At 61.7% G+C, this 18,032-nt stretch carries 17 protein-coding genes; 11 read left to right on the forward strand and 6 right to left on the reverse strand.

The annotated features are described in order from the left end of the window. Positions 1-39: 39 nt before the first annotated feature. Positions 40-471, forward strand: coding sequence for an Lrp/AsnC family transcriptional regulator (locus GR212_RS05275; RefSeq protein ID WP_163985410.1), 432 nt, complete (start codon positions 40-42; stop codon positions 469-471). A 180-nt stretch (positions 472-651) separates the two neighbouring features. Here the strand turns inward: GR212_RS05275 and GR212_RS05280 are convergent, their stop codons facing one another. Next, positions 652-1,152, reverse strand: a complete 501-nt coding sequence (locus GR212_RS05280; RefSeq protein WP_163985411.1) for an invasion associated locus B family protein — start codon at positions 1,150-1,152, stop codon at positions 652-654. A 409-nt stretch (positions 1,153-1,561) separates the two neighbouring features. On the opposite strand from GR212_RS05280, the gene GR212_RS05285 reads away from it, so the two are divergent. Together GR212_RS05285 and GR212_RS05290 are read left to right on the forward strand one after the other, a co-directional pair. Continuing rightward, the gene (locus GR212_RS05285) at positions 1,562-2,584 is read left to right on the forward strand and encodes an LLM class flavin-dependent oxidoreductase (RefSeq protein ID WP_163985412.1); all 1,023 of its coding nucleotides are present in this window, start codon (positions 1,562-1,564) and stop codon (positions 2,582-2,584) included. 502 nt (positions 2,585-3,086) lie between these two features. After that, on the forward strand, positions 3,087-4,589 hold the full coding sequence (locus GR212_RS05290; protein WP_163985413.1) for a globin-coupled sensor protein: 1,503 nt from the start codon (positions 3,087-3,089) through the stop codon (positions 4,587-4,589). Positions 4,590-4,698: 109 nt separating this feature from the next. Here the strand turns inward: GR212_RS05290 and GR212_RS05295 are convergent, their stop codons facing one another. Next, positions 4,699-5,577, reverse strand: coding sequence for a LysR family transcriptional regulator (locus GR212_RS05295; protein ID WP_163985414.1), 879 nt, complete (start codon positions 5,575-5,577; stop codon positions 4,699-4,701). A gap of 169 nt (positions 5,578-5,746) precedes the next feature. Between GR212_RS05295 and bla the strand changes: the two genes are divergently transcribed. The 8 genes from bla (at position 5,747) to GR212_RS05335 (ending at position 14,449) form a co-directional block, all read left to right on the forward strand. Continuing rightward, a complete protein-coding gene (gene bla / locus GR212_RS05300) occupies positions 5,747-6,643 on the forward strand; it encodes a class A beta-lactamase (protein ID WP_163985415.1) in 897 nt (298 codons plus the stop codon). 69 nt (positions 6,644-6,712) lie between these two features. After that, complete coding sequence (ampC, locus tag GR212_RS05305) at positions 6,713-7,936, forward strand: class C beta-lactamase (protein ID WP_163985416.1); 1,224 nt, start codon at positions 6,713-6,715, stop codon at positions 7,934-7,936. A 545-nt stretch (positions 7,937-8,481) separates the two neighbouring features. Continuing rightward, on the forward strand, positions 8,482-8,868 hold the full coding sequence (locus GR212_RS05310; RefSeq protein ID WP_163985417.1) for a hypothetical protein: 387 nt from the start codon (positions 8,482-8,484) through the stop codon (positions 8,866-8,868). A gap of 198 nt (positions 8,869-9,066) precedes the next feature. Continuing rightward, positions 9,067-9,756, forward strand: a complete 690-nt coding sequence (locus GR212_RS05315; RefSeq protein ID WP_246725704.1) for a GntR family transcriptional regulator — start codon at positions 9,067-9,069, stop codon at positions 9,754-9,756. A 67-nt stretch (positions 9,757-9,823) separates the two neighbouring features. Then, positions 9,824-11,338 (forward strand): putative N-acetylmannosamine-6-phosphate 2-epimerase, encoded by a 1,515-nt coding sequence (locus GR212_RS05320; protein ID WP_163985419.1) that lies wholly within the window; start codon positions 9,824-9,826, stop codon positions 11,336-11,338. 44 nt (positions 11,339-11,382) lie between these two features. Then, the gene (locus tag GR212_RS05325) at positions 11,383-12,708 is read left to right on the forward strand and encodes an ABC transporter substrate-binding protein (protein WP_163985420.1); all 1,326 of its coding nucleotides are present in this window, start codon (positions 11,383-11,385) and stop codon (positions 12,706-12,708) included. Positions 12,709-12,759: 51 nt separating this feature from the next. Beyond that, complete coding sequence (locus GR212_RS05330; RefSeq protein WP_163985421.1) at positions 12,760-13,626, forward strand: carbohydrate ABC transporter permease; 867 nt, start codon at positions 12,760-12,762, stop codon at positions 13,624-13,626. Position 13,627: 1 nt separating this feature from the next. Continuing rightward, positions 13,628-14,449, forward strand: coding sequence for a carbohydrate ABC transporter permease (locus tag GR212_RS05335; RefSeq protein WP_163985422.1), 822 nt, complete (start codon positions 13,628-13,630; stop codon positions 14,447-14,449). Between the two features lie 86 nt (positions 14,450-14,535). Here the strand turns inward: GR212_RS05335 and GR212_RS05340 are convergent, their stop codons facing one another. From GR212_RS05340 to GR212_RS05355, 4 genes are read right to left on the reverse strand one after another with little or no spacing between them, the layout of a single operon-like run. Beyond that, a complete protein-coding gene (locus GR212_RS05340) occupies positions 14,536-15,522 on the reverse strand; it encodes a branched-chain amino acid ABC transporter permease (RefSeq protein ID WP_163985423.1) in 987 nt (328 codons plus the stop codon). After that, positions 15,519-16,427, reverse strand: a complete 909-nt coding sequence (locus GR212_RS05345) for a branched-chain amino acid ABC transporter permease (protein WP_163985424.1) — start codon at positions 16,425-16,427, stop codon at positions 15,519-15,521. Before GR212_RS05345 ends, GR212_RS05340 begins: the two co-directional genes overlap by 4 nt. Beyond that, positions 16,424-17,173, reverse strand: a complete 750-nt coding sequence (locus tag GR212_RS05350) for an ABC transporter ATP-binding protein (protein WP_163985425.1) — start codon at positions 17,171-17,173, stop codon at positions 16,424-16,426. Before GR212_RS05350 ends, GR212_RS05345 begins: the two co-directional genes overlap by 4 nt. Beyond that, positions 17,170-17,967 (reverse strand): ABC transporter ATP-binding protein, encoded by a 798-nt coding sequence (locus GR212_RS05355; protein ID WP_163985426.1) that lies wholly within the window; start codon positions 17,965-17,967, stop codon positions 17,170-17,172. Before GR212_RS05355 ends, GR212_RS05350 begins: the two co-directional genes overlap by 4 nt. Between the last annotated feature and the right edge of the window lie 65 nt (positions 17,968-18,032).

Raw genomic sequence — 18,032 nt, forward strand, 5'->3', positions numbered from 1 at the left:
CAAACTGACGACATAATTTTGCAAAACGCAGGAGCCGCCATGCAGGTTACGGATAAGGATCGCGAGCTGATCGCCCTGCTCGGCCAGAATGCCCGCATGCCGGTAGCAACGCTCGCCAAAAAGCTGTCGCTGTCGCGCACCACCGTCCAGGCCAGGCTCGAACGGCTGGAGCGCGAGGGCGTGATTGCGGGCTATGGCGTGCGGCTTTCGGAGGCCTATCTTTCTGGCCTGATTCGCGCGCATGTGCTGATTACGATCGCACCGAAGGCGCTGTCGGCGGTGACGGCGTCGCTGGATGCGATCCCGGAGGTAACGACGCTGCATTCGGTGAGCGGCACCTTCGATCTCATCGCCATCATCGCAGCGCCCTCGATTTCCCAGCTGGATCAGTTGATCGACGGAATCGGCACGATCGACGGTGTCGAACGCACCCTCTCGTCCATCATTCTTTCCACGCGAATCTCACGCTGAGGGCATCTGCGACATTTCCGCCTGTTCATGCCGAAGTTCGCCCGTCGAAGCAGAATGGCAGGCGCGACAGTTCGTTATAGCAATCGCATTGACAGGCTGTTGAATAAAGAAAAGCCGAGGAGCAGGCTGTTGGCGCTCTTCGGCTTCCCTTCCGCCAATTGGCCTATGGTGCCGGCGGCCTCATTTACAGGTCTCTATCCGCTTCAACGCAGCCGTAATGCCGGAGAGCGAATAGGAGTAGCTCGTTGCCGTTCCCCGTTTGGAGGTTGCCTGCAATTGCAGCTGAGCGCCACCTTTCATGGCGCTGACAAGGGTCGGCTCCTGCGTCTCGTCTTTCACCCAGGCATGCCGGTCTTTCGTGAACATCGGGAATGTCTTGTCACCCACCATCGCCGTCATCGGCGCACCGTCTTTCGGATCATAGCCCATCGCAGCTTCGGGAACCAATTTGTCGCCGGAAGACAGGCGCGAGACGATGAAGAAATTGTCGCCATGGTCGACATTGGCGGGCTGCTGGGCAACCGGCCTCGACAGTACATAGCAATTGACGCTGTCGCCCGACTTATAAGAATACGCCCCCCAATGATCGAACTGATCGATGCGAACGGGCACTTCCGCATGCGCGATACCGGCGCCGAATGCGACGAAGACCAGAGCGGGGGCGAATTTTCTTGCAAACATAGTTTCCTGCCATTTCTTGTTTCAAGGACGTTGAAAGCGAGAGATGCACTCACACGCGCGGCAGTTTCGGTGCGGTGCGTTATCTGATTGTTAACGCGTCGGTTAAAATTTGTTCATGTTTGGAGAGGCCGCAAAGGGATGGCAGGCGAAAATGCAGGCCGGCGACGACCGTAAGGCAGTCAAGGCCTCAGCCGTTTCCGGTGTCTCCATCCATGTTGACGATCAGTTCACAGATTGCGCTGTTCCAACGAGTTGTATCCATGCACATATACGCACTCGAAATCACGGTTCTTGCGAGCCATGGAATGATGACGCGGATAACGGACGCCTCGGACGCGTTGCCTGTATCGGCATCGTCACCTGTGGCAAGAAATCGAGCCGGACACACCAGACATAGTAGGATGGAATCATGAAAAAGATCGGTTTTCTTTCATTCGGCCACTGGACGCCATCGCCCCAATCGCAGACGCGCTCGGCAGCCGACACGCTCCTGCAATCGATCGATCTCGCCGTCGCCGCCGAACAGCTGGGCGCCGATGGCGCGTACTTCCGCGTGCACCATTTCGCGCGTCAGCTTGCCTCGCCGTTTCCCCTGCTGGCAGCCGTCGGTGCCAAGACCAGCCGGATCGAAACAGGCACGGCGGTCATCGACATGCGCTATGAGAACCCGTTCTATATGGCAGAGGATGCCGGTGCTGCCGACCTCATCGCCGGCGGTCGCCTGCAGCTCGGCATCAGCCGCGGTTCTCCGGAACAGGTGATCGACGGATGGCGCCACTTCGGCTATGCGCCGACGGAAGGCGAGAGCGACGCCGATATGGGCCGCAGGCACACGGAAGTGCTGCTCGACCTGCTGCGTGGCGAAGGATTTGCCCAACCCAATCCGCGCCCGATGTTCCCCAATCCTCCCGGCCTTCTGCGTCTGGAGCCCTACTCCGAAGGCCTGCGCGACCGCATCTGGTGGGGCGCGGGTTCCAATGCCACGGCGGTATGGGCGGCAAAGCTCGGCATGAACCTGCAGAGCTCGACGCTCAAGGACGACGAAAGCGGCTTGCCCTTCCACGTCCAGCAGGCCGATCAGATCAAGGCCTACCGCGAGGCGTGGAAAGAGGCCGGCCACAAGCGCGAGCCGCGGGTCTCGGTAAGCCGCAGCATCTTCGCGCTGGTGAACGATCTCGACCGCGCCTATTTTGGCAGCAGCGGCAAGGACGCCGACAAGATCGGCTTCATCGACGAAAAGACGCGCGCCATCTTCGGACGCAGCTATGCCGCCGAGCCGGATGTACTGATCGAGCAACTGGCAAAGGATGAAGCCATCGCCGCGGCGGACACGTTGCTTTTGACCGTGCCGAACCAGCTCGGGGTCGATTACAATGCCCACGTCATCGAGGCCATCCTGACCCACGTCGCACCGGCGCTGGGATGGCGCTGAAGCGCTCCCGGAAAGACGAATGCCGGAGCACGGATCTGGCGGTTTGTACCGCCGATAGTGCTCAGGTCTGACAACACGGAAACATCGCCTTCAATCGCCCGCGGGATCCTTTCTCCGCGGGCGATTCGCTTTTGAACTCACGTCAACGGAAGCGCCACATCAGACATGACGAAAATCCGCTCGAAAGAAAAATCGGGCGGCGCCCGTCTCCGGCTTCGATCAGGATGAGCTCGACAGTACGCCGCAACGACAAGAAACTGTTGCCCGCTTATCTATCTGCCGAGTTTAGGCCCCAATGCCATTTGCTCCGTGTCGAGATACGTGCTGACGGGTAGCCCTCAGCAAAGGCCATATACTCGGACAATGATGTTGCAGCGCCGATGTGTCGGCAACCCGCCAACGCAAAACTGCGACAATCGCGCCCAGAAAATGGGCAGGAACCTAATGAATTTTTAACCATGACTGTGCCCTAACTGCTTGAAATTCTTTCTTGGAGCAGATTATGGTGCGCGCATCGAAAATGGACGAGTTGAATGATCGACTCGACTTTGTTGGACTGGGACAGGATGCCCGGCAGGCTCTGTCAGAGCTGCAGCCGATCATCGAATCTGCCGTCAAAGGGTCTCTCGACGTCTTCTACGAGAAGATCGCCAAACACCCCGCAATGTCGAAGTTCTTCTCCTCGCAGCAGCATGTGGCGCACGCCAAATCCAAGCAGCAGGATCATTGGAAAACGATCGCTTCGGGCAAATACGGTCCCGATTATGTCGAAGCGGTATCGGCCGTCGGCAGGACCCATGCGCGCCTGGGGCTTGAGCCGCGCTGGTATATCGGCGGCTATGCGCTGATTCTCGAAGGCATGGTGCGGTCGATCGTCGCACAGCAGCTCAAGGGCATCATGCAGCGCAAGCATGAGCAGGCCCTGTCGCGGCGGCTGTCGGCGATCATCAAGGCCGCGCTGCTCGATATGGACTACGGCATTTCCGTCTATCTGCAGGTGCTCGCCGATGAGCGCGATCGCGCGGAAACCGAACGGGCTGCCGCGCAGCGCGAGCAGGAACGCGCCCTCAATGCGCTTGGCATCGCGCTGAAGGGCCTCGCCAACGGCGACCTGACGGCCGAGATTACCGAAGCGCTTTCGGCCGAGTTCGAAGTTCTGAAAGGCAACTACAACGAATCGCTGACGTCGCTCGGAACGGCGATGCAGCATATTGAAGATTCGGTCACCCGCGTCCGCGACGAGGCCGGATCGATCTCCTCGGCCGCCGACAACATGGCAAGGCGGACGGAGCAACAGGCTTCCGCACTCGAGGAAAGTGCGGCAGCGATCGACCAGATCACGACGATTTCCGAACAGACGGCCGAGCGGACGCGCGAAGTGCAGGCGATCGTCAAGGAATCCGCCTCCGAAGCGGAACGGTCCCGCGAGGTCGTTCAGCAGGCCGTATCCGCGATGGGCGATATCGAGACCTCGTCGCGCAAGATGACCGATATCATCTCCGTCATCGACGACATCGCCTTCCAGACCAACCTTCTCGCGCTCAACGCCGGTGTCGAAGCGGCAAGGGCCGGCGAACAGGGCAAGGGTTTCGCCGTCGTCGCCCAGGAAGTGCGCGAACTGGCGCAGCGCTCGGCAACCGCCGCAAAGGAAATCAAGGATCTGATCGACAGGTCGTCGAACGACGTACGCCGTGGTGTCGAACTGGTCAATCGCACGGGCGAAGCCCTGACCCTGATCGGCAATCAGGTTGCGTCCATCGACCGCAATGTCGGTGCCATCGCCCGCTCGACGCAGGAGCAGGCGGTCGGCATCAGCGAAATCAACTCCGCCGTCCGCAACATGGATCAGATGACCCAGCAGAACGTGGCGCTGATGGAAGAGACCAATGCCTCGACACGGCACCTTGCCGATATCAGCAACGAGCTCGCAGGCCTGGTCGGGCGCTTCAAGACCGTGCGCTCCGGCACGCGAACCGGCGCCGTCAGGCTGAAACTCGCAAGCTAAGGCAGCAGCTATTTTCAGGCATCGGGCGCCGTGTTGCGGCACTGCGCTTCGATGGTTTTAGATCAAACGGCTCCGGACGCAGGTTCGGGGTCGTTTTCGTCTGTGCGGGCTATCCCGGCATCTCCTCGATTTCCGCCATCAGCCATTGGCGAAACGCCTTCATCGAAGCCGTCTCCGCCCGTGACTTCAACCGCGTCAGCCAATAGCTTCCGGTCATCGCGGTAATCCGGAAGGGCTGCATGATCCTGCCGGCCTCGATATCGTGGGAAAACATCGCGACGGGCACCAGCGCGACGCCGACACCGCGCGCGGCGGCCTCGACCAGCGTCAGCGACGAATCGAACATCCAGCCTCGAAGATGAGGCGGCGGCAGCCCTGCCGCCCGGAACCAGAGCGCCCATTCGTCGAGCCGGTAGGATCGCAGCAGTTCAAAATCGGCAAGATCGGCCGGCGTGTGCAATTGCGCGCCGATACCGGGCGTGCAGACCGGGGAGAGCGGCGCATCCATCAGGTGGATCGCCTCCGTTCCATGCCATGCGCCATCGCCGAAGCGCAGGAAGAAATCCAGCCCGTCGAGCACCATGTCGGCGCGGTTGTTGTTGGTCTTCAGGCGCAGATCGACATGCGGATGCTGCACCTTGAAGCTGCCCAGGCGCGGCAAGAGCCAGCCGATGGCGAAGGTGCCGACGACACCGACCGTCAGGATCTCGGCGAAATTTCCTTCTTCCAGCTGGCTGAGCGTGGCGCTCATGCGGCGAAACGCATCGGTCAGCACCGGCAGCAGCGCATGCCCCTCGTCGGTCAAGGCAAGACCGCGAGGCAGGCGCTTGAATAGCGTGACGCCCAGCACATCCTCCAGCGCCTTGACCTGGTGGCTGATCGCCGTCTGGGTAACCCTAAGCTCGAGGCCCGCCCGCGTAAAACTGCAATGTCGCGCCGAGGCCTCGAAGACGCGCAGGGCGTTCAGCGGCAGCTGTGAGATGTCCATTGTGTCCTAAGGCCAAGTTTTTCTCATGTCTAAGCCCAAAATTGATCGTTTGTCGAGGGCACGAAGGAACGCCATAGTCCGCGTCGCAAGGTGATTTGCAGGGTTCCAATGACATCTACGGGGCCTGACACGCGCACCTCTGCCCAACGTAAATCGAAGTGGAAACACGATGACGATCTTATTGTCGCGCCGGCAAAGCCTTGCCGGCAGCTTGCTTGCGCTGCCTGTTCTGGCAGGGATAAGCGGGGTTGGACGCGCTGCGGACGATCGTTCGGGTGAAGCGCGGCTTGCCGCGCTCGAGAGCAAGCACCCGGGCCGCATCTGCGTCAGCATTCTCGACATGGCAAACGGCAAGCGCATCGAACACCGCGCCGGCGAACGCATCCTGATGTGCAGCACCTTCAAGGCGCTGGCGGCGGCCCTGGTACTTGCGCGTGTCGACAAGGGCCAGGAGAAACTCGATCGGCGCATTCGCTACACCAAGAGCGATCTTGTCGATGGCTCGCCGGCAACCAAGGCACATGTACGCGACAGCGCGGGCATGAGCGTTGCGGAACTCTGCGCGGCGGCGGTGACGCTCAGCGACAATACGGCCGGCAACCTGTTGCTTGCGAGCTTCGGCGGCCCGCAGGCGCTCACGGCCTTCTGCCGCAGCCTCGGCGACGAAATCACGCGCCTCGACCGCACCGAACCCACGCTGAATTACCACGACAGGCAGGACGACGAGCGCGATACCACGACGGCGGCGGCCATGCTGGAAAACCTGCGGCGGCTTCTGTTCACCGACGTCCTTTCGGCTGCCTCGCGATCGCAGCTGGCCGCGTGGCTGATCACCAACAAGACGGGCGACGCCCGCCTGCGCGCCGGCCTTCCGAAGGACTGGCTGGCTGGCGACAAGACAGGAACGAACGGCGACAAAGCCGGCAATGCCAACGACATCGCGGTGCTATGGCCACCCAACCGGGCACCCGTCATCGTCACCGCCTATTGCGAAATACCCACGATCGCGGCCGACGAGCGCAATGCGATCGTCGCCGAAATCGGCCGCATCGCCGCCGCGATCTGAAATCGAAGGAGCCCGACAGACGCCGCCGCCCACCATCGGCACCATCCCTTTTCGGCCGTGCGACCCTGCATGGCCGGTCATTACAACGAGGATATCATCTTGAATATACGTTCCACGTCTCTCCGGAAGCTCGGCATCGTCTCGGGCTGCCTTCTCTATGGGATCGCCGCCCATGCCGCCGAAAACAATGACCAGGATCGGCTGGCGCGGGCGGTCAACGAGACCATCCGCCCGCTCATGAAGGAAAACGACGTGCCGGGCATGGCAATCGCGATCACCGTCAAGGGCAAGCGCTATGTCTTCAACTATGGCGTTGCCTCGAAGGAGAGCGGCCAGAAAGTCACGAACGACACGATTTTCGAGCTTGGCTCCATCAGCAAGACGTTTACCGCCGTACTCGGCTCTTACGTCGAGCTCAATGGAAAACTGTCCTTCTCCGACAAGGCGACGAAATATCTGCCGGAACTGGCGGGCAGCAGTTTTGACAGGATCAGTCTTCTCGATCTCGGCACGTATACGGCGGGCGGCCTGCCCCTACAATTTCCGGAGGGCGTGACCGATCAGCAAAAGATGGTTTCCTATTATCGCAACTGGCATCCTTCCTTTGCACCCGGCACCTACAGACAATATTCCAACCCGAGCATCGGCCTGTTCGGTTATCTGGCGGCGCAGGCCATGGGAGAACCGTTCGACACGCTGATGCAGGAGAAGATCCTTGCCGGCCTTGGACTCAGCCACACCTATGTCCGCGTTCCGTCGTCCGAGATGGGCAATTATGCCTATGGTTATTCAAAGCGCGACAAGCCGATCCGCGTGAATCCCGGCGTTCTGGACACGCAGGCATACGGCATCAAGACCACGGCATCCGACATGCTTGCCGTTCTAGAAGCCAATATGGGAGGCGCCAAACTCGGCGGAACCCTTCAGCGGGCGATCGACGCGACACATGTCGGCTATTACAGCGTGGGGAATATGACGCAGGCGCTCGGATGGGAAACTTACGCCTATCCGACGACACTTGCCCGGCTGCTGGCCGGCAACTCGTCCGACATGGCGCTGGATCCGCACAAGGTCGCCCGCCTCGATCCGCCGCAGCAGCCGCGCAAGGAAATGCTGTTCAACAAGACAGGTTCGACGAACGGCTTTGGCGCTTATGCCGCCTTCATTCCCGCGCGGCAGGTCGGTATCGTCCTGCTGGCGAACAGGAATTTCCCAATTCCCGCTCGCGTTTCGGCGGCCTACAAGATCCTGACCGTCGTCGAAAGCTTGCAGGAAGCGAACGCTGCCCAATAACAGCAGGCAGGGATTTTTCCCTGTCTCAACAAACGGCCGGCGCTCGGAAAAACATCGAGGGCCGGCCGCCTTCATCGCGTCTGTCACCTGCTACGGATGATCTGCGGAACGGCGCGGAGCAGCATCGGCTTGGGAGGCTTCTGTTCCGTTCAAGAATTCCTGCAGGAGCCGGGTTATGCGCTCTGGCGACGTGCCCTTTGCATATTCTTCCTGAATCCGGCGTCTGACCAACATTTCCAAGACTGACATGTCTTTCACCTCATATATCCGGCGCAAGGAAAATGTCGCTCTCAATGACTTGCGAGGCAAGTTACAGTTTTTTCATGGTCTTGATGGTCCCGCTGGACAGATGTTCGCCGTTTTCCTGCCCGCTTCATGGCGCAAACGGTCTTGACCGAAGCGTGGTCGATCCTCTACTTGGCAAATCCCCGCTCATCGTAGAATTGAAAGCGGCCAATCGGTCGGTTGTTTGCGCTTCGTTAACTTCCGTGCTTTAGCGGGCCACTCCCCGACCTTTGGATGATGTCGCCTGCAAGGAATGAATAATGCCCGTAAAGAAAAACTCTGCCTCTGACGTTTTCCAGCGCAAGATTTCGGATTTCTGCGATATGCGGCTGAAGCCGCTGCTGCAGCCGCGCAGCTTCGAGAACATCAAAGGCTTCATGATCGGGCTGGTGGTATTCCAGTCGCGCCCCCCGCTTCGGGCCGGTCGCGTGGACTTTCAGGAAATTGCCACCCTGTGCGGCATGGACGAGGAAATGAGCCCGGAACTCAAGCGCGTCGCTCAACCTGGCTTCGACGCGATCCTCCGCTGGCTGGGCGCGACAAAGACCAATACCTCCCGCACCATGCCTGCCGTCTCGAAGGCCCCGCTGCGGGTCCCCGCCAAAGCTGTTTCCACGCAGCCCCAGCGCCGGGCGCTCGCTTCCTGATACGAACTGCTTACCGGCCCGCCCATGGCCGGCCGGTACGCCCCCGATCACCTCGACAGATCGCAAAAACCTGTACAGTATAATACCAGTATCGAGCAGGACGAGATTTTCGTCCCCATGCCACCGAAGGGAAGGCTCGCCTTGGCAACTGATATTATCGAACTGGTCAGGAACGAACTTGCCTCCGGCGCGCAGGGAATGCCGCTCTACAAGCAGCTGAAGACGGCGCTTGAGGCAGCCATTCGCAGCCATCCCTTCAAATCCGGTTCCGTGTTGCCCGGCGAGAGATCGCTCGCGGAAGCCTTGTCGCTGTCACGCGTCACGGTCCGAAAGGCGCTGGCCATGCTGGAGGAAGAAGGCATGCTGAGCCGCCGGCAAGGCGCGCGCAGCGAGATCGGCTCGCGCGTCGAGAAATCGCTTTCCACGCTCACCAGCTTCTCGGAAGACCTGCGCGCACGGGGAATGGAACCCGGCTGCGTGTGGATTTCCAAGCAATTGACCCGTCCATCGCCGGCGGAAATGATGGCGCTCGGTATCTCGGCGCATGCGCAGGTCTTGCGAATGCGCCGGGTGCGGACGGCCGATGGCGCGCCGATCGCAGTCGAACATGCCGCAGTCCCCGTACGCTTCCTCCCCTCGCCTTCGCTCGTCGGCGATTCCCTTTATGAGGCGCTCGCCCAGCGCGGCTTTCTGCCCCGGCGCGCCGTGCAGAGAATGCGGGCGCGCGCCGCATCTCCCGAGGATGCGCAGCATCTGCGCTGTGAGGCGGGAGCACCGATCCTGACCACCGAGCGGCGCTGCTTTCTCGCCGACGGAGAGATCGTCGAATATTGCGAGACACGCTATAAGGGCGAGGTCTACGACTTCGTCTTCGAGCTGCAAAGATAATACCAGTTTAAAACCGGTTGCTTTCCGGTAATCATCCTCTATCGTTGCGCTCCGAAAGGGGTGCCGAATGCGCAAGGAAGATCTCAACCTGAGTCTGATCGTCTCATGCCAGCCCGTGCCGGGCGGGGCTATGGATGAGGCCATTTTCGTCAGCGGCTTTGCCCGCGCGGCGCTGGCGGCAGGCGCTCGCGCACTGCGCATCGAATCGGCAGCCTATGTCGCGGCCGTCAGGGCCGCCGTCGATGCGCCGATTATCGGCATCGTCAAACGAGACCTCGATGACAGCCCGGTCCGCATTACCCCCTTTGTCGCCGATGTCGAGGCGCTGGCCGATGCCGGTGCCGATATCATCGCCTTCGATGCCACCGACCGGCCGCGGCCGGCAACCATCAAGGCGCTGCTTGCCGCCATCAAGGCGCGGGGCCTGCTGTCGATGGCGGATTGCTCCTGCCTCGAGGATGCGGAACAAGCCCTTGAAGCCGGCGTCGATTTCATCGGCACGACCATGTCCGGCTATGTCGGCGGTCCCGAACCGGTCGAGCCGGATATCGCCCTGATTGCCGCCGTGCGGCAGCTGACGCCCTATGTGATCGCAGAAGGCCGCATCCGCACGCCCGAACAGGCGGCCAATGCCGTGCGGGCCGGTGCCTGTGCCGTGGTCGTCGGGTCGGCGATCACGCGCACCGAGCATGTGACGGCCTGGTTCGACGACGCCGTCTCGGCTGCCTTCTCGGAACGGGACGGAGCAACGCTGGCGATCGACATCGGCGGCACGAAGACCCTGGCGGCGCTGGTCCGGGGCGCGCAAGTGCTCGCGGAAACGACGATTGCAACCAGCCGGGAAGCCGGCCCGGACGCATGGCTCGCGGCCATTGCGAAGCAGGCCAGGCACTGGGCCGGCCGATACGAGCGTGTCGGCATTGCCGCAACGGGCCTGATCGATGAAGGACGATGGTCGGCCCTCAATCCGGCAACACTTGCAATTCCAGATCATTATCCGCTACCGGCGCGGGCAAGCGAGCTCTTCGGCAAATCGGCTTTTGCCGTCAACGATGCCCAGGCTGCCGCCTGGGGCGAACACAGGTTCGGTGCGGGCAACAACGAAGATACCGTATTCCTGACCATATCGACCGGCATCGGCGGCGGTGTCGTGGTCAACGGACGTCCGCTGCTCGGCCTTGCCGGTCACTTCGGCCTGCTTCGCGGGCCTACGCACGGCCAGTCGCCATTGGAGGATGTCGTTTCGGGCCGCTGGATGGCGGCCGAAGCCGCCCGCGCCGGGCATCCTGCTGAAGCGCCGGAGATATTTCAGAAGGCGCGCGAGGGCGCCGGCTGGGCTGAGGCGATCGTCGCACAGTCCGCATCGCGCGTCGCGCTTTTATGCCGCGACATACAGATGATGTTTGCGCCGAAGCGAATTGTCATCGGCGGCGGCATCGGTCTGGCATCCGGCTATCTCCAAGCCGTTGGCGCGCAGTTTGCCGGGCTCCCTCCGCATCTGGCGCCGCGCCTCGTTGCCGCAAGTCTCGGTCCCCATGCCGGCATTATCGGCGCGGCGGATCTTGCCGCACGCCATCGATAAACAAGCCTCGGATAACTCAACAACGATAAGGAAAGGGAACAACAATGAAATTCAAGCACATATCGTCCGCAATGCTCGCCCTGACGCTGTCGGCGACGGCGCTGCCGGGGCTGGCAAGCGCCAAGGTCGTCGTGCTCGGCTGGCCGGGCGGCTCGGAGGAGACGGCGTTGCGCGCCACCACGGATCTCTACAACAAGACGGCATCGGATGCCGACAAGGTCGAGCTTCTGTTCTTCAATCGCGACGGCTTCTTCGACAAGCTGCAGGCCGACATGGCCGCCGGCTCCAACGCCTTCGACGTCAATCTGGTCGCGACCTATTCGATCGGCCGCTATGCGCCCTATATGGAACCGATCGAGCTCGATGCCGATGCGCCGAAGGTGTTCGGCGATGCGGTGCTGAAGACCATGCAGTTCGACGGCAAGCAATATGGCGTGCCGACGGACCTGTCGCTGCATTTCATGTACTACCGCAAGGATCTCATCGACGCCCTCATCGCCGATCCCGACGCCAAGGCCACATATGCCGAGATTTCCAAGAAATATCTCGGCAAGGAGCTTGCGCCCAAGCAGCCCGACGAGTGGACCTGGGACGATTGGGCGGCCACCTCGCTCTATTTTAGCAAGCAGGCCAACCGCCAGAGCCCGGTCCGCTATGGCACCGTGCTGCAGATGAAGAACCTTCTCTTCAACATGATGGTGTTCCAATCCCTGCCGCGCTCCTATGGCGGCGACTGGATGGACGCAAGCGGCAACATCACGATCGACTCGGACGCCTACAAGACGGGACTGAAGCTCTACAAGACGCTTTATGACGCCGGCGCCTCGCCGAAGGATTCGCTGAGCTACGAATATGCCGAAACCAACGCGGCCTTCAGCTCCGGGCAGACTGCGACCGCGCTGCAATGGAATGCAGCCGCGGCCGAGCTCACCGATGCGAAGAAATCGCCGGCCGTGGCCGATGTCACCGGCATCGTCGCGCCGCCGGCGGGGCCGAACGGACGAGCCGACCATATTCACGGCCTCGGTCTTGGGCTGAACAAGAACGCGCAGAACAAGGAAGGCGCCATCAAGTTCCTCAAATGGCTGTCGTCGGAGGATGCCGCCCTTGCCTATGCCCGGGCGGGCGGCTCGCCGGCGCTGACGCCAGACGTCGTCGCCAAGGTGGCGAAGGAGCGCCCCGATCTTGTGAAGCTTGGCGAATTTGCCAGCAAGTATGGCTACGTCATGACAGGCGCCACCTCGGCAAAGGCGCTTTCGGTCTATGAACTTCAGGCCAAGGAATTCACCGGCTACTGGTCCGGCCAGCAGAGCCTCGAGGATGCGCTTGCCCACACCAAGGCGGGCATGCAGGATCTCTTGAAGAAATAAGGAGAAGGCCGGATGCTGGCTTGACGGCATCCGGCCGCTGCGGCTGAACCCATGGCTCTTGTAAAACGCGCCGAAAGCAGGCTCTACCTGGCACCGCTTGTCGGGTTTCTGTTGCTGTTCCTCGGCTTTCCCGCTCTCCTCAATCTCCTTTACTCCGTTTCGACCGTCTCGTTCGAGACCTTACGCAGCCCCCGGATCAGCGGCTTCGGCAACTACGTCACGGTGCTGACGGAGGCGGCGTTCTGGCAATCCGTGTGGTTCTCCTTCCGCTTCGGCATCGTCACGGCGGTTGCGGAGTGCCTGCTCGGCCTTTTTCTGGCGATCTTCCTCAAACTGCTCTTGTCGGCACGGCCCGTCCTGATGGCACCGCTGATGCTGCCTTTGATGGTTGCGCCCGCCATGGTCGGCCTGATGTACCGCCTCGTGCTGCATGAGTTCGCCGGCCCGGTGCCCTACTATCTTTTCGAATGGTTCGGCGACAGCCCGGCTTTCCTCGACTACACCAATGCCTTCCGCACGCTCGTCGTCGTCGAAGTGCTGCAATGGACGCCCTTCGCCTTCCTGCTCTTTTACGTCGCCTATATCGCCATTCCGGAAGATGTGCGCGAGGCGGCAGCCCTGGACGGCGCGACCGGCCTGCAGCGGCTATGGCGCATCGAACTGCCCCTGATGCTGCCGACGCTGACCGTCGCCTTCTTCATCCGCTTCATCGACGGCTTCCGCGTGTTCGACAATGTCTACGCCCTGACCGGCAGCGGCGCGGGCGGATCGACGACGTCGCTGTCGATCTACATCTACCAGGCATTCTTCAAGGAAGGCGCCATCGGCAAGGCGGTCGCGGCCTCCGTCGTGCTGTTCATCACATCGTTGCTGGTTCTCTACGGCCTGAACTGGCTGGGCGCGCGAAGGAAGAAATGAGATGCTGAAGCTCCTGCGCTGGCTCGTCTATGGCATCGTCGTCTTCGCCATGAACTTCCCGATCCTCGTCACCCTCATCACCTCGTTCAAGACGACGCGCGAGATTTCCAGCAATCCCGGCCTGTGGATCGAACAGCCGACCTTCGACAACTACCTCAAGGTGCTGACGGACACCGAACGCTTCAACATCTTCCTCTATCTGGCAAACAGCGCGGCGGCGGCGCTCACCGGCACGCTGCTGGCGATCCTGCTCTCCTTCCCGGCGGCTTACGTGATCGCCCGTGGCGAGACCGGCCGCAAACTCCTGCTTCCGCTCGTCATCAACCTTCGCGCCGTCCCGCTGGTCGTCTTCGCGATCCCGCTTTACATGATGTACCAGTGGCTCGGCCTGCTCGACACCCGGATCGGCCTCGGCCTCATCCTGACGATCGTCAACATCCCGCTTGCGCTGGTCATGCTGGTCAACGCCATATCCGACATACCGCTGGAGCTGGACGAGGCCGCGACGGTCGACGGAGCCAGCGTTTTCCAGATCATGATCAGGATCATTCGTCCGGTGATCCGACCCGCGCTCGTGACCACCTTCATCTTCGGCTTCATCACCGCCTGGAACGAATTTCTCTTCGGTCTGATGCTGACGACCAATCGCGCCGTGCCTATGACGGTGGGCGCCTCGTTCTTCTTCGCCGCCAGCGGCGGCGGGGTGCAATGGGGCCTCGCATCCGCCGTCATGATCCTCGGCGCACTGCCGCCGGCACTGCTTGGCCTGGTAATGTATCGGCAGCTTTCCGGCTCGATGACGGCAGGCGCCGTCAAGGGCTAGCGTTCAAAAGCCTCGCAATCCACGACAAGATCCAGGCCTATGCGCCTGAAAACACGCCGATATTCAAGCCCTTTCGCGCACTCCCTTTACGAAGCGGCGTTACTTTCGTCCGCGAACGGTTTCGCCTCCGGCGCGACTGCGGACCTCCGCCGCGGCATGTCCCCGAAGAGGCCGCCGGGGCGCACCAGCAGGATGATGCAGAGCATGACGCCGATTGCCACGATCTGCAGCGACGCGGCGCGGGCCTGCTGCTCCGGCGAGAAGAGGACGCTCGTCAAAGCGCCCGATCCCGCCCAGATCGCCCAGACAACGATGCTGCCGATGACGGCGCCCTTGTTGCTGCCCGAACCGCCGACAATCAGCATCACCCAGACTTGGAATGTCAGGGTCGGAACATAATTGTCCGGCGCGATGAAACCGATGAAATGCGCCTGCATGGCGCCGGCAAGCCCCATGATGGCGCCGCCGACGGCAAAGGCCTGCACGCGATAGAAGCGTGCGCTCTTGCCGAGGGAAACCGCCGCGCGCTCGTCCTCGCGCAGCGCCTTCAGCACGCGTCCCCACGGACTTTTCGCCAGATGCTCGAGCGCGAAATAGGCGATCAGCATCACAGCGACAACGACGCCGAGATTGGCAAGATTGAAAAGCAGGGGCGTTTCGGCAAGGCTGGAGAACGGACGGGGAATGAAGCCGATGCCGAAGGGACCGCCGGTCAGCCGCTGCGCATTCAAGGCTACAAGCTGAACAACCACGGCAACGCCGAAGGTGGTGATCGCCAGATAATCCGATTTCAACCGGAGCGTAGCAACGCCGATGATGGCGGCGGCAAGTCCGGCAACGACCATGGCCCCCAGCCAACCGATGATAACAGGCAGATCGAAGCCGCCGAAGCGCCCCGCCGTATCGGGCGTCGTCAACAGAGCCGACGTATAGGCACCGATGGCGACAAAGCCGGCCAACCCGACATTGAAGAGGCCGGTCAGCCCCCATTGCAGGTTCAGACCGAGCGTGATGAAGGAAAAGATCAGCGCCGTCGTCAGGAAGAAAGCGCCGTAGCCAACAATATCCATCATCGCTCTCTCACTCCGAAAAGGCCGATCGGCCGAATGAACAGCACCGCCATCAGGATGATGAAGGAGATGGCGGCACGCCATTCCGCCCCAACAAGCTGAACCGCGGCCGCCTCGGCAAGGCCGATGATCAGGCCGCCGAGAACCGCGCCCGGCACGCTGCCGATACCGCCGAGAATGGCGGCGGCGAACATCGGCAGCAGCATGTCGAAGCCCATCAGCGGCCGTATCTGCACGAGAATGCCGATCATGACGCCGGCGACGCAAGCCAGGCCGCCGCCGATCAGCCAGGTGACGCGCACGACCTTGGCGACATCGATGCCGACGACGCGGGCAAGCGCCGGGTTCTGGCTGAGCGCCTGCATGGAGCGGCCCGTCTGCGTCCGGGTCATCAGCATGTGCACGCCGAAAACAAGCAACGCCGTGACGATCAAAAGCGCAATCTGATCGGGCGTGATGCGGATACCGAAACCGATAGGCATGGCGATCTGGATGGCGCGGCTGAAATAGGTCGGACGCGAGGTGAAGAGGAATTCGAGCAGGCTGCGCAAAGCCATGGAGGCGCCAAAGCTCGCCATGACGACGATGATCGACTGGCCCTTGGCTCGCAACCTGGCAAACAGCACCTTGTCGAGCGCAAGGGCGAGAAGGCCGGTAAAGCCCATCGCGACGACAACAGCCACGATCAGCGGCCAGCCGAAGGAGAGCGGCCCGATGGGCGCGACCTTGCCGAAGACCGCACCGATGGCGCTGACGACGGCAAGGGTCGCATAAGTCCCCCAGGCCATGAAATCGCCATGGGCGAAATTCGAAAAGCGCAGGATCGAATAGGTCAGCGTCACGCCGATGGCGCCAAGGCCGATCATCGATCCCGTCAGCAATCCGTCGACGATAAATTGCAGGTTCATGCCGCGCCTCCTCTTGCTGACGTCGCGGGTCGCTGGCCGAGATAGAGTTCGGCGACGACGGGGTCGTTCCAAAGCTCCGACGCAACCCCTTCGTGCCTGTCCTTGCCTTCGACGAGGACATAGGCGCGGTCGCCGATGGCCAGCGCCGCCTTGGCGTTCTGCTCGACAAGGAGAATGGTGACGCCCGATTTGCGGATATCGGTCAGCATGTCGAAAACCATCGAGACGAATTTCGGCGAAAGACCCGCCGAGGGCTCGTCGAGCACGAGAAGCTTCGGATGGACGATAAGGGCACGCGCGACCGCGAGCATCTGTCGCTGGCCTCCCGAGAGATTGCCCGCCGCGATACGGCGATGACGGGCAAGATCCGGAAAGGTCGCGTACATTTCCTCGATACGGCCAGGCACTTCCTTCGCCTTCAAGATACCGCCTGCGACCTTCAGGTTGTCTTCGACGGACATCAGCGGAAAGACATTTTCCGTCTGCGGCACGAAGGCAAGGCCGAGCCGCACCATATTGTGCGCAGGAGCACCCGTAATATCCCTGCCGGCAAGCTCGACCTTGCCGCTTTCAACCGGCACAAGGCCGGCAATCGCCTTGATGAAGCTCGACTTGCCGGCGCCGTTCGGGCCGAGCACGACGACGATTTCCCGTTCGGCCACGTCGATCGAAGCGCCGCGCACAATCGGCACGCCCGGCTCGTAACCGGCTACGAGATTGCGAACGCTCAGCACAGGTGCGCTCATGCCGCGCCTCCCAGATAGGCTTCGATGACGCGCGGATCGCGGGCGACCTCTTCCGGCGTGCCCTCGCAGAGAAGCTGGCCTGCCGCCATGACGAGCACGCGGTGGCACAGACGCGTGACCATGTCGATATTGTGCTCGATCAGGAGAAAGGTAATGCCGCGCTGATTGATATCGCGGATGCGGTCGATGATCGTCTCGAGAAGGGTGGCGTTGACGCCGGCGGCGGGTTCATCGAGCAGGATGATGGCGGGATCGGCCATCATGACGCGCGCAAGCTCCAGAAGCTTGCGCTGCCCGCCTGACAGCACTCTTGCCGGCTCGTGCGCCAGGCGCGTCAGGTGTACAAGGTCAAGAAGCTCCATCGCCTTGGCGTGGGCGGCCTTCTCCTGCCCGGCCACTTTCCATGGCTGCAGGAAATTCGGCAACAGACGTTCGCCCGCCTGATCCTGGGCGGCCAGCATGACATTGTCGAGAAGCGTCAGATTGGGGAACGGGCGCGGGATCTGGAATGTCCGGCCGAGGCCGCGGCCGATCCGGCGATGAGCCGCCTCACCTGCGACCGCAGCGCCGTTCAAAACGATCTCGCCGCTGCTCGGCGCAACGCTGCCGGCGAGAAGATCGAACATCGTCGTCTTGCCGGCGCCATTCGGGCCGATCAAGCCGAGAATCTCGCCCTGGCGCACATGAAAGGAAACGTCGTTGACGGCGGTGACGCCGCCGAAACGCCGCACCACGTTCCTAGCCGTCAGAACAGGCCGGGCTTCCTCCCCATGCTGTTCAGTTGTCGTACTCATGAGATCCCTCTGGCCGAAAAGCAGTCGCTGCCGCTTCCCTGATTATTTGATTTGTGATCACACTT

The organism is Martinezella lusitana, from assembly GCF_010668395.1.
Taxonomy (GTDB): domain Bacteria; phylum Pseudomonadota; class Alphaproteobacteria; order Rhizobiales; family Rhizobiaceae; genus Rhizobium; species Rhizobium lusitanum_A.

Excerpts from the sequence above, each read along its gene's own strand:
- GR212_RS05275 (WP_163985410.1), top strand. The coding sequence starts at position 40 with ATGCAGGTTACGGATAAGGATCGCGAGCTGATCGCCCTGCTCGGCCAG.
- GR212_RS05280 (WP_163985411.1), bottom strand. The coding sequence starts at position 1,152 with ATGTTTGCAAGAAAATTCGCCCCCGCTCTGGTCTTCGTCGCATTCGGC.
- GR212_RS05285 (WP_163985412.1), top strand. The coding sequence starts at position 1,562 with ATGAAAAAGATCGGTTTTCTTTCATTCGGCCACTGGACGCCATCGCCC.
- GR212_RS05290 (WP_163985413.1), top strand. The coding sequence starts at position 3,087 with ATGGTGCGCGCATCGAAAATGGACGAGTTGAATGATCGACTCGACTTT.
- GR212_RS05295 (WP_163985414.1), bottom strand. The coding sequence starts at position 5,577 with ATGGACATCTCACAGCTGCCGCTGAACGCCCTGCGCGTCTTCGAGGCC.
- bla (WP_163985415.1), top strand. The coding sequence starts at position 5,747 with ATGACGATCTTATTGTCGCGCCGGCAAAGCCTTGCCGGCAGCTTGCTT.
- ampC (WP_163985416.1), top strand. The coding sequence starts at position 6,713 with ATGGCCGGTCATTACAACGAGGATATCATCTTGAATATACGTTCCACG.
- GR212_RS05310 (WP_163985417.1), top strand. The coding sequence starts at position 8,482 with ATGCCCGTAAAGAAAAACTCTGCCTCTGACGTTTTCCAGCGCAAGATT.
- GR212_RS05315 (WP_246725704.1), top strand. The coding sequence starts at position 9,067 with ATGCCGCTCTACAAGCAGCTGAAGACGGCGCTTGAGGCAGCCATTCGC.
- GR212_RS05320 (WP_163985419.1), top strand. The coding sequence starts at position 9,824 with ATGCGCAAGGAAGATCTCAACCTGAGTCTGATCGTCTCATGCCAGCCC.
- GR212_RS05325 (WP_163985420.1), top strand. The coding sequence starts at position 11,383 with ATGAAATTCAAGCACATATCGTCCGCAATGCTCGCCCTGACGCTGTCG.
- GR212_RS05330 (WP_163985421.1), top strand. The coding sequence starts at position 12,760 with ATGGCTCTTGTAAAACGCGCCGAAAGCAGGCTCTACCTGGCACCGCTT.
- GR212_RS05335 (WP_163985422.1), top strand. The coding sequence starts at position 13,628 with ATGCTGAAGCTCCTGCGCTGGCTCGTCTATGGCATCGTCGTCTTCGCC.
- GR212_RS05340 (WP_163985423.1), bottom strand. The coding sequence starts at position 15,522 with ATGATGGATATTGTTGGCTACGGCGCTTTCTTCCTGACGACGGCGCTG.
- GR212_RS05345 (WP_163985424.1), bottom strand. The coding sequence starts at position 16,427 with ATGAACCTGCAATTTATCGTCGACGGATTGCTGACGGGATCGATGATC.
- GR212_RS05350 (WP_163985425.1), bottom strand. The coding sequence starts at position 17,173 with ATGAGCGCACCTGTGCTGAGCGTTCGCAATCTCGTAGCCGGTTACGAG.
- GR212_RS05355 (WP_163985426.1), bottom strand. The coding sequence starts at position 17,967 with ATGAGTACGACAACTGAACAGCATGGGGAGGAAGCCCGGCCTGTTCTG.